General features: G+C 41.4%; 10 protein-coding genes and 1 riboswitch. All 10 genes read right to left on the reverse strand.

Annotated features, from left to right (window positions below):
• Positions 1-145: 145 nt before the first annotated feature.
• Entirely contained in the window at positions 146-1,447 is a 1,302-nt protein-coding gene (locus JOC28_RS09620; protein ID WP_205010479.1) for a nucleobase:cation symporter-2 family protein, read from the reverse strand.
• Positions 1,440-2,021: a xanthine phosphoribosyltransferase gene (locus tag JOC28_RS09625; RefSeq protein ID WP_205010480.1), complete on the reverse strand. Its 582-nt coding sequence runs from the start codon at positions 2,019-2,021 to the stop codon at positions 1,440-1,442. The genes JOC28_RS09620 and JOC28_RS09625 overlap by 8 nt, the downstream gene beginning before the upstream one ends.
• 111 nt (positions 2,022-2,132) lie before the next feature.
• Positions 2,133-2,230, reverse strand: a riboswitch (purine riboswitch).
• A gap of 609 nt (positions 2,231-2,839) precedes the next feature.
• The gene (guaC, locus tag JOC28_RS09630; protein ID WP_205010481.1) at positions 2,840-3,823 is read right to left on the reverse strand and encodes a GMP reductase; all 984 of its coding nucleotides are present in this window, start codon (positions 3,821-3,823) and stop codon (positions 2,840-2,842) included.
• 225 nt (positions 3,824-4,048) lie between these two features.
• Positions 4,049-5,368, reverse strand: coding sequence for an MFS transporter (locus JOC28_RS09635; RefSeq protein WP_205010482.1), 1,320 nt, complete (start codon positions 5,366-5,368; stop codon positions 4,049-4,051).
• Positions 5,361-5,813, reverse strand: a complete 453-nt coding sequence (locus tag JOC28_RS09640; protein WP_205010483.1) for a MarR family winged helix-turn-helix transcriptional regulator — start codon at positions 5,811-5,813, stop codon at positions 5,361-5,363. Before JOC28_RS09640 ends, JOC28_RS09635 begins: the two co-directional genes overlap by 8 nt.
• Before the next feature lie 454 nt (positions 5,814-6,267).
• Entirely contained in the window at positions 6,268-7,800 is a 1,533-nt protein-coding gene (locus JOC28_RS09645) for an ABC transporter permease/substrate-binding protein (RefSeq protein ID WP_205010484.1), read from the reverse strand.
• Positions 7,793-8,521 (reverse strand): ATP-binding cassette domain-containing protein, encoded by a 729-nt coding sequence (locus JOC28_RS09650; protein ID WP_205010485.1) that lies wholly within the window; start codon positions 8,519-8,521, stop codon positions 7,793-7,795. The genes JOC28_RS09645 and JOC28_RS09650 overlap by 8 nt, the downstream gene beginning before the upstream one ends.
• Positions 8,518-8,946, reverse strand: a complete 429-nt coding sequence (locus JOC28_RS09655) for a MarR family winged helix-turn-helix transcriptional regulator (RefSeq protein WP_205010486.1) — start codon at positions 8,944-8,946, stop codon at positions 8,518-8,520. Before JOC28_RS09655 ends, JOC28_RS09650 begins: the two co-directional genes overlap by 4 nt.
• A gap of 2 nt (positions 8,947-8,948) precedes the next feature.
• Positions 8,949-9,908, reverse strand: a complete 960-nt coding sequence (locus JOC28_RS09660) for an alcohol dehydrogenase catalytic domain-containing protein (RefSeq protein WP_205010487.1) — start codon at positions 9,906-9,908, stop codon at positions 8,949-8,951.
• Between the two features lie 141 nt (positions 9,909-10,049).
• Positions 10,050-10,598 (reverse strand): hypothetical protein, encoded by a 549-nt coding sequence (locus JOC28_RS09665; protein WP_205010488.1) that lies wholly within the window; start codon positions 10,596-10,598, stop codon positions 10,050-10,052.
• Between the last annotated feature and the right edge of the window lie 212 nt (positions 10,599-10,810).

Here is a 10,810-nt window from a genome sequence, read left to right on the forward strand (position 1 = left end):
GAGTCCTTCTAGTGTGTGTTGTGGTGACTACATTATATCTCTCTGAGATGTTTTTTTCATGCCTTCAACTGGCTAACTTCATTTTAGAACTTTCTAACAAACTAAAAAGAACCCACAATCGAAATTGTGAGTCCCTGTTTAAAATTTATTTTTCATCAGAAATGGTTGATTTCTCAGAAGCTTTGCCATTGAACAAAAGATTAAGACAGACTGATGAAAGTGTCGCAATCACGATTCCATTTGTTAGGAACATTTGGACTGTTGATGGTAGGCTAGTAAAGAGATTAGTTCCGTTGAAACCGAGCCCAGCAGCAATCGATACTGCTGCGATAACTAAATTGTATTCATTATTTTTGAAGTCAACACGACTGAGGATTTGCATCCCTTGAACGGTTACCATGCCAAAGAGAACAAGCATAGCTCCACCCAGAACTGGGTCTGGAATCATCTGAGCAAGGGCACCAAATTTTGGAATAAGACCAATGACTACCAAGAAGGCAGCTGCATAGTAAATCGGACGACGTGTCTTGATACCAGAGATTTGAACAAGACCGACGTTTTGTGAAAATCCAGTATATGGGAAGGTGTTGAAGAGACCTCCGAGGAGAACGGCAAGACCTTCAGAACGGTAACCGTTACGCAAGCGTTTTTCAGACAATTGATCACCTGTCAAGTCAGAAAGTGCCAAGTAAACACCAGTTGACTCAACCATTGAAACCGTTGCGATGATACACATCATCAGAATCGATGTGATTTCAAACTTAGGCATTCCAAAGTAGAATGGTGTTGGTACATGAATCCAAGATGCTTGAACGACAGGACTTACATCAACTTGCCCCATCAAGGCAGCGATAACTGTTCCTCCGATAAGACCAATAAGAATTGCGATTGATTTGATGAATCCTTTAGTGAATTTTTGAATTAAAAGGATAATAAGAATTGTCAAAAGTGACAAAATCATACTTTGTGACGTTGGGCTGTCAACATTGCCCCCCATATTTCCCATGGCAACCGAAACCAAGGTCAAACCAATAGTTGTGATAACTGAACCTGTTACAATCGGTGGGAAGAAACGAGCAACCTTAGAGAAGATCCCTGCAACAAGGACCACATAAATCCCTGATACGATAAGGGCACCAAACATAGCACCTGAACCCTGAGTTTGACCAATGATTGATAGCGGAGCAACTGATTGGAAGGCGCAACCTAGAACAACAGGAAGTCCAATACCAGTGTGCTTAGTCACCTTCAATTGGAGGAATGTTGCCACACCACACATGAAAATATCAGTGGCAATAAGATAGGTCAACTGCTCTGATGAGTAACCGAGAGCACCAGCAATCATGATTGGAACGAGAATCGACCCCGCATACATTGATAGAACGTGCTGCAAACCAAGCACAGCAGATTGTGAATGAGAATGTTGTTTGTTTTCCATTTTAAGCATCAGCCTCCGCAAAATTCAATTGACCATTATCAAAGCTAGCAATACGTGCTAATGAAGTCACACGCACACCCTGATCAAGCAAGAGTTGACGTCCATCTTGGAAAGATTTTTCAATCACAATACCGACACCTTCAACTTCTGCTCCTGCTTGATTGATAATATCAATCAAACCTTTTGCAGCTTGGCCATTTGCCAAAAAGTCATCGATAATCAAAACCTTATCATCTGAAGATAGGAATTTTCCAGCGATAGAGACTGTTGAAGTCACTTGTTTAGTGAAAGAGTAAACCTCTGCTGTCAAAATGCCTTCTGTCATAGTAATATTCTTATGTTTTTTAGCAAAAATCATAGGAACATCGAGCGCTTCAGCAACATAGGCTGCTGGCGCAATACCAGATGCTTCAATGGTAACAACCTTTGTAATTCCAGCATCTTGATAGGCTTGAGCGAAGACTTTTCCAATCTCTTTCATGAGCTTGTAGTCCACTTGGTGAGTCAAAAATGAGTCAACTTTGAGAATGTTATCACCCAAAATATCGCCATCTTTGAGAATGCGTTCTTCCAATAATTTCATGATTTTCCTCTTTTTTTCTATTTCAAAAAAACAAAAAAAGCTTGCCGCAGGACACCCATTCTACCTAGGGAATCCTGCTAGGTTGTACAACCAGCAAGCTTTTTCATACTCCACGAGTATAAGCCTACTTATTGTCAGACATTTAAGGTGTCTGGTAGGGACTCTGTGCCATATTCACAGATTAAATAAGTATTATTTTTTTGTTTGATGATAGTAACCATTCTATCATATTGTTAAGCGTTCGTAAACTCCTTTAGAATTTAAATCATTCCCGTTGTTTGAGTTTTTGTTTTTCGATATTCTCCTTAAGTGGTGGGGGTAAAACAATCCAGTGGATTGTTTTAGGTCGGCAACCAAAAATTCAGACTTGCCGAAAGTTCATCGGACTGTTTGAGGATGACAACAGGAAACGAAGAATTATCGTAAGGCATCGTCAAGTCGGTTGTTCTCATCAGATACAACCTAGACGATGCACTAACTCCGTAGCGATTTATTATCGAAATCGCTACGGAGTGTCGCAAACCTTCGGTTTCATTACTAAAGGAAAAGCCTAGGGTCTTTTCTCTTCGCTTTCTAATTTCAAGGCTCAGACCTGAAACAGTCCACTGGACTGTTTCACTCCCAAACGACTTTGTCGCTCTTAGCACCACGGCGGAGACTATCGGAGGCGGCGTACTTCGTACGCCTAAAGTTCCGCTTCTAAAATTAACCTTCCAACCTATATGATGAAATTCCTAATTTCTCGTGGCGATTTAATTTTTTGCGATTCAGCAAAGCCTTATCAGGATTGGGTTAAACAACAACGGGAATAGTTCAATTTAAATGCTATCGCCATTCCAAATAGAGTTTTTGACTACAACATAATCAACATGACGCAGACTCTCGATATCTTTTCCACCTGCGTAGGAAATGGATGACTGAAGGTCTTCTTGCATTTCTCTCAGTGTATTTGCGAGGTGCCCCTTGGCAGGCAGAAGGATTTTCTTACCTTCAACGTTTTTGTGTTCTCCTTTTTGGTACTCAGAAGCAGAGCCATAGTATTCTTTGTAACTCTGACCATCTACTTCTACTGTCTTTCCTGGGCTTTCAATGTGACCTGCAAATAAGGAACCAATCATAACCATGCTTGCACCGAAGCGGATGGATTTGGCAATATCACCATGAGTGCGGATGCCACCGTCTGCAATAATTGGTTTACGCGCAGCCTTGGCACACCAACGTAGGGCAGCAAGCTGCCAACCGCCAGTTCCAAAACCAGTCTTAACCTTTGTAATGCAGACTTTACCAGGACCAATACCGACTTTAGTAGCATCAGCGCCAGCATTTTCCAACTCACGAACAGCCTCAGGAGTGCCGACATTTCCAGCAATAACAAAGCAGTCAGGAAGTTCGGACTTGATATGCTTAATCATGTTGATAACAGAATCTGAGTGACCATGTGCGATATCAATAGTGATGAATTCAGGTGCATCAGCTTTTAGAGAAGTGACAAAGTCATACTCATAATCCTTGACCCCAACCGAAATAGATGCAAGCAGGTTTTGGTCATGCATACGTTTGATAAAAGCTTGTCGTCCTTCTTCATCAAAGCGGTGCATGATGTAAAAATAACCGTCTTTGGCAAGCTGTTCTGCAATATCTTCATCGATAATTGTCTGCATATTGGCAGGAATTACCGGCAGCTTGAAAGAATACTTACCAAGTTTGACACTTGTATCTGCTTCTTTTCGACTTGAGATAACACACTTATTAGGAATCAACTGAATGTCTTCATAATCAAAAATAGGGATGTCATTTAACATAAAAAACCTCTTCTGACTGCAAATAAGAAGAGGTTGTCTCGGTATAGAGTCACACATTCATTTCTCAACTGCAGCCAGTTTCTAAAATAAATTATGACCTTCCTATAACTCTAAAAGAGCATCGCTAGGTGTTTTACCACCTTTCCATGTTTATTTTAACTGAATATAATGTATAAAGCAAATTATTTTTATATTTTACATCGTTTTATCAGTAATTTCCGAACGTTATCGTTTTGAAGTAAAACTTTTTAGGAAAAAGAGCAGAGCTAAAATCATGACAACTAAGAGAAGATAGATTCCTAACTGACCGCCCAAAGCAATACTGCCCTGCTTTTGCCCAAGGGTAAAAAGTTGAGAAACCAGTGCTGTTGAAAGAGCACCTGAAAATTGTTGGAGGGTTGACAGGATACTGTTTCCATCAGTCAAATCCTCTTGGTTCAATTGGCTCAGTGCCATGGTAGTCCCATTTCCTGAAGCAATACCAGCACCAGCCAAGGCGATGATGTCACAAATCAAAAGTAAGTTTGCGTCGGCTGCCTTGAAAAAGACGGACATAATCAAGAGGCCAAGGAGTGAGATGACGATACCAGTACTGATCGGCAGTTTACCACCGACTTTATCATAAACAAGTCCAGAAATTGGTAGAATGACTGCTACCAAGATAGCACCAGGAAACATAAAGAAGCCAGCCTGACTGGATGATAAGCCCAGACCAAGTTGCAAGTGGTTGGGCAAGACGAATGACAGACCGAGTGCCATCATTTGAAAGGCTAGCACTACCATTGTAAGACTGAAGAAGGCAGAATTTTTCAAAACAGCTAATCTGATTAAGGGTTTTCGATTAAATCTGTAGAAAATAAGCAGTGCAACCACAGCTAGTAGTAACCAAAGTAGACTCATTTTTTCGATAGCAAGCAAGCTAGCTGCAAGACCAAGTGTCAAAAAGATAAAGGCTGAGACATTAAAGGTCGCTCTGCTATTTCGCTCCTCCTGAGGAATCGACATGAGTCCAACCAGAGCAGATAGGACTAAAACAGGAAGTAAAAAACTAAAAATCGCATGCCAGCCAAAGGCATCTAAGACGAGACCACCGTAAGTTGGTCCCAAGGCGGGTGCTAGAGAGGTTGTCATGGTTGCAAGTCCCATAATAAAGCCCTGCTTCTCTTTGGCTACGCGGGTCATAATCATATGAATCATCAGAGGGAGAGCAAGCCCTGTCCCCACACCTTGCAGGATTCGACCAAGCAAGAGAATAAGGAGGTTAGGTGACAAACCATCAAAAATCACACCCAGGATAAAGACCAAATTGGCGAGTAGAAAGAGTCTACGTTCAGAAAAGCGCTTGATAAGATAGGCTGATAAGGGAACTGTTACTGCAACGGCAAGAAGGTTTCCAGTCGTTACCCATTGGATTGCTGCCGCATCAACACCAAACTCCGACATGAGCGTCGGGAAGGTGACATTCATAGATGTTTCAATCAAAACACCTGCAAAGCTCAAAACTGCTGTTGCGATGATAGCTGGTATGACTCTCCATTTAATCATTTTTATCCTCATTTCTTTTCTTCACATTGTGTAAAATACGTTCGAGTTGCTCTTCAAAGATAGCAATCTCATCCTTTGAAAACCCTTGGTAGAAGCTTTTATGTAAGTCTTGGCTGACTGCCTCTCCGTGTTCGACTTCCTGCTTTCCAAGTTCTGACAATGAAATCAATCGCTTGCGCTTATCCTGCTTATCTTGAACGGACTGGATAAGCTCTGCTTTTTCTAGATTATTAAGCATCGTTGTCAGTGTATTCTTGGCTAAGCCTGAATAATCAGAAATCTGACTGGCTGTTAGATTATCTCCAAAATCTCGCAAAATAGCTAAAATTTTACCCTGCTCTGCTGAAAACTTGGCTCCTCTTTCAAGCAATAACTTATTGAAATAACGCCCATTGAGAAGTGTTATCTGGGTCATCAAATAATCCCCTCTAGCATGTCTATCCATAATTTACCTCATATAGTTCTATATCGAATTACATTTATATATTACCATATAGAACTATCTTTTGCAAGAGAAAAACCACGCCGAAACGTGATTTCTGGTTGAAGACAAAGTCTTTTTTCGATACTTTCCTTAAGTGATGTCGGACGTTAGGTGAAATTATCCAGTGGATGATTTCAGGAAACCAAAGAATTCCATTTGAGTCTCTTCGCTTTCCAGTTTCAAGGCTCAGACCTGAAATAGTCCACCGGACTGTTTCACTCTCAAATATTCCGAGTGTAAGAAATGCTTTTATATAGGCATTTCTTACACTTTCATCACGGCGGAAGTATCTTGAGGTGCTCGCTAACGCTCGCGTCAATATGAAAATTTATTTCAAGTAAGCAGAGCTTTGTTAACAAGTTTCATTGTAAAGTGCGTTTGTCTACATTCTGAAATCACGCCGAAACGTGATTTTTTACTTATCTAGTAAGCCTTCCTTAACCAAATAATCATGTGCGACATCTGAAGCAGACTTGCCTTCAACATCGACAGCATAGTTCATTTGGCTCATCTCACTTTCAGTGATTTTGCCAGCAAGCTGATTGAGGACTGTTTTAAGTTCTGGATGTTTCTCTAGAAGCTCTGCTTTCATGAGCGGCGCTCCTTGGTAGGGAGGGAAAAGCCCCTTATCATCTTCTAAGATTGTCAAATTATACTGGGTGATCTCAGAATCAGTTGAGTAACCGTCAGTGATTTGAATGGTACCAGTTGACATAGCCTGGTAGCGCAGCGATGGTTCCATAGTTGAGACATCTAGATTGAGACCGTAGGTCGTCTGCATGCCGCGGTAACCATCTTCTCTATCCTTGAATTCCAAGGTAAAACCTGCTTTGAGCTTATCTTGGACCTTGCTAAGGTCTGAAATGGTTTCAAGGTCGAATTCTTTAGCAATGGTTTGCGGCACCACGATGGCATAGGTATTTTGATAAGCCATAGGTTTTAGCAGAACCAGATTATCCTGCTCTTTGATACCGTCACGCGCAGCCTCATAGACCTGCTCAGGATCATTACTGACTGTCGGCGGATTTGTCAAAAGGCTTGAAGTGATCGTCCCTGTAAACTCAGGATAGATATCAATATCACCCGACTTAAGCGCCTCATAAAGGAAAGATGTCTTACCAAAATTCTCCTTGAGCTCCACCTTAAGATCCGTCTGATCCTCGATCAAATCCTTATACATATTGATAAGAATATCTGGCTCAGCCCCTAGTTTTCCCGCGATAACAATGGTTTCAGCTTCCTTTTCCTTAGTCACGCTTTTGATAATAGCTGGCGCATAAGACATGAAGAGACCTAGCAGAGCGACAATCAAAACTGCCAAAATCTTTTTGAAAGAAGCCTTCTCCAAATACTTAAGCACAGCATTGAAGAAAACAGCCAAAAGAGCTGAGGAAATGGCACCAATCAAAATCAGCGAACTGTTATTGCGGTCAATCCCCAAAGTGATAAAGGATCCAAGACCACCAGCACCGATCAGAGATGCCAGAGTTGCTGTACCGATAATCATGACAGCACTGGTACGAATCCCTGACATGATAATAGGCAGAGCTAAAGGCAATTCAAAGGTCTTTAGCTTTTCCCAGCTGGTCATCCCGAAGGCTTCTGCTGCTTCTTTGAGGCTAGGATCGAGACTTTTTAGACCCGTCACCGTCGCCTGCATGATGGGAAAGAGAGCATAGACGATAAGTGCTACTACCGCTGGTAGAGTGCCAATACCCATGATAGGAATGAAAAGTCCTAAAAGTGCTAATGATGGAATAGTTTGAAAAATCCCTGTAATCTGAAGTGAAATCTCTGACAGACGCTTGTGGCGACTGACTAAAATAGCTAAGGGAATGGCAATCAACATTGCCACCAAAAGAGCAATTAAAGACAGTTGCAAATGCTCTACCAAGGCAGTCAGCCATTCATCGTAGCGATCTTGGAAGGTTGACATCAAATTAGCCATGCTCAACACCTCCAAACAATTCCTTGACAAAGTCATTAGCTGGTTGTGAGACAATCTCCTCTGGACTAGCCAGCTGGGCAATGCGTCCCTCATGAAGAACAGCTATGCGATTTCCCATCTTCAAAGCTTCCTTGATATCGTGAGTAACAAAGACTGTCGTCATGCCAAATTCCTGCTGCAATTCCAAGGTTAAATCCTGTAACTGCGTTTTTGAGATAGGATCCAAGGCGCTAAATGGCTCATCCATCAAGAGAATCTTAGGCTGGGCAATGATAGCTCGTAAAATACCAACACGCTGTTGCTCACCACCAGATAGCTGACTAGGAAGGCGGTCATAATAGACCTTGTCATCCAGACCAATTCGATTAAGCAAACGACGTGCTTCTTGAGATTTTCTCGCTTTATCCCATTTTTTCATGCCAGGAATCAACTCGATGTTCTGTCCGACTGTCAGATTTGGGAAGAGGGCAATCTGTTGTAAAACATAGCCCATCTCCAGTCGCATGTCACGTTTGGCAAGGCTTTCCTGAGCCTGTCCATCTAGTAAAATCTGACCTCTACTTGGTTCAATCAAGCGATTGATCATTTTTAAGAGGGTTGTTTTCCCAGAACCACTGGGACCAACCAGCACCAAGATTTCGCCATCTTCAATCTTGAAACTAGACGCTTCTAGCACTAATTTGTCAGCGTATGACTTGCTGACTTCTTTAAATTCTATCATTCTAAACCTTTTTCTAAGACCTGATAATAGCGTCTACTCAGGTCAATCAGCTGGGCTTGTTCCTCGTCAGTAAGGATAGCCATAGCTTTTTCTTCTAATGCTTCTAGCGGTTGTAAAGTCGCATCCGCAAACTGACTGCCCTCTGCTGTCAAAAAAATCAGCTTGTGTCGTTTGTCGTCTGGATTGGCACGAAGTTCAAGATAGCCCTTGTCTAGCCAATTTTTGATGATGGCATGGACAACTTGTTTGGTCGAATGCGTTGCTTGGGCAATCTTGTTCTGACTGATACCAGTTTGAGCTGAGCCATTTATCCAGAGCAGAATCTGCAAAGCCTTACCATTCATCCCTTTTTTACGGGCATAATTTTCATAAAAAGACATCTGTTGGTCAAAAATGCGTATATAAGATTTTGTTTTCTGATACATGGCTAGTCCTCATTCATCACGACGACCTTACCAAGCGCATCGGGTCCTTCTAGAAAAGCGTGAGCCTCCTGAATGCTTTCCAGACTGAAAATCTTATCAGGACTGACCTTAACCCCATACTTGGCGATATAGTCAAAGAGGCTCTGCCATCCCTCAGCTGAAACATTACCAGAATAAAAGGTCGTCAGATAGATATTTTTGCTAAGATCAAAGGTTGGCTCGAAGTCTTCCAGATACCACTGACCACCCAAAAGCCCTGTATTGCAAATAATGCCATAAGGCGCCATGTGGGCGATACTATCCTTGATGACGCTAGGGCCGACCAGCTCCAGCACCTTATCAAAGACCTCCTGCGTCTGCAAAAGCCCGTCTTCTTCTAGGATGATTTGGTCGTAGCCTGCGGCTAATAGCTGAGCTTCTTTCTTGAGGTTGCGGACGGAACCAACAACTCTCATATCTGGATGAGCAGCCTTGACCAGCTTTGTAAAGGCGAGTCCGACACCAGATGCCGCACCACGGACAAGCACCTTGTCTCCATCTTCTAAACGAAGCTGCAACATGGAGCCATAGGCTGTAAAATAGGATTCAGGCACCGCAGCAAAATCCGACCAAGACAGGTCGGTAGCTACTGGAAAAATCTGCTCATTTGGTAAGAGGACATACTCGGCATAAGAGCCATCAAAGGCACGCCCCATCTCACCCATAGTTGATAAAACCTTCTGACCGACTGGCAATCTCTGCTCATCAGTCGTTTCCTCGATAATACCCACACACTCAATCCCAAGCACGCGCGGGAAACTAACGCTGGGTGAATGCCCTTGTCTGGTAAAAATCTCAGAACGATTGATACCAAAACCCTTAATTTTTACCAGCGACCAACCAGCCTTAGTCTCAGGCTTAGGTAAAGATACCAAATCCAAAACCTCTGGACCACCAGCTTTTTTCACAAGAATTGCTTTCATAAGACCCTCCTTAGTCAAAAAATTTTACTAATTTAAGTCTATTATAAGCCTAGTGAAATAAATAGTCAAATATTTTTACTATTATCTATAAAAAACTGCTTGGAGATTTGTAACTCCAAGCAGTTTAATTGTTTAGAGAGATTATTGAATTAACTCTCTTTTTAGTTTTCTTAGGATAAACATTCGTTGGAACGGATGATACTTAGTTAATAGTGCCAAACAAAAGAACATTACAAAGGTAGCAAATAGAAAGATAACTAAATTTGTAGAAAAATACAAGAAGGCTGAGACCACCAGGATAAGAGCAAAAACAAGATAAAATCTCATGATGACCTTATTTCTCCTTTTTGAATCCTGTAAAAAAGCGAAAAAGTCTTCCTCAGTCTTAAATTGATACTCTTCAACTTCATATTCAGTACTGTTGTAACCCCTAAAATACCACTCAATTGAAAAATAGATAATGAAACAGCCCGCCAATAGTAATAATAGATTTGCTTGTAGATTTTTCGTATCTATACTTCTAATGAGAACTGTTGCTAAAAAAGTCATACCAGCAGGAATCGTGAAACTTGTTTTGGTTTCAACCTCCTCTTTTCCAACATAATATGGGAGGGTATAATCTTTTTTGATAAAAACTGATTTCTGCCCAAAACCACCAACAACAAAATAATCCCCTAATTTAATTTTCATGCTCAACAATCACCCTAGTTACTTTCCTTATAGTACTTCAAGAACTCTTCAGTCGTACTGACCGTGTGAGTTTCTCCATCTATTGAGTAATCAGGTAAAATGGGTAAGTATATATTATTTCTACCATTTGTCAAGTATATCAATGCTTTAAGCCCAAAAATAATATCAAGACAGTAGCCGTTACGTGGTTATTGTCTTATTTTTATTACTGG

Origin of the sequence: Streptococcus loxodontisalivarius (assembly GCF_016908645.1) — a bacterium.
GTDB classification, from domain to species: domain Bacteria; phylum Bacillota; class Bacilli; order Lactobacillales; family Streptococcaceae; genus Streptococcus; species Streptococcus loxodontisalivarius.

Coding starts and splice junctions, on each gene's coding strand:
- guaC (WP_205010481.1), bottom strand. CDS start 3,823: ATGTTAAATGACATCCCTATTTTTGATTATGAAGACATTCAGTTGATT.
- JOC28_RS09660 (WP_205010487.1), bottom strand. CDS start 9,908: ATGAAAGCAATTCTTGTGAAAAAAGCTGGTGGTCCAGAGGTTTTGGAT.
- JOC28_RS09650 (WP_205010485.1), bottom strand. CDS start 8,521: ATGATAGAATTTAAAGAAGTCAGCAAGTCATACGCTGACAAATTAGTG.
- JOC28_RS09645 (WP_205010484.1), bottom strand. CDS start 7,800: ATGGCTAATTTGATGTCAACCTTCCAAGATCGCTACGATGAATGGCTG.
- JOC28_RS09665 (WP_205010488.1), bottom strand. CDS start 10,598: ATGAAAATTAAATTAGGGGATTATTTTGTTGTTGGTGGTTTTGGGCAG.
- JOC28_RS09635 (WP_205010482.1), bottom strand. CDS start 5,368: ATGATTAAATGGAGAGTCATACCAGCTATCATCGCAACAGCAGTTTTG.
- JOC28_RS09655 (WP_205010486.1), bottom strand. CDS start 8,946: ATGTATCAGAAAACAAAATCTTATATACGCATTTTTGACCAACAGATG.
- JOC28_RS09625 (WP_205010480.1), bottom strand. CDS start 2,021: ATGAAATTATTGGAAGAACGCATTCTCAAAGATGGCGATATTTTGGGT.
- JOC28_RS09640 (WP_205010483.1), bottom strand. CDS start 5,813: ATGGATAGACATGCTAGAGGGGATTATTTGATGACCCAGATAACACTT.
- JOC28_RS09620 (WP_205010479.1), bottom strand. CDS start 1,447: ATGCTTAAAATGGAAAACAAACAACATTCTCATTCACAATCTGCTGTG.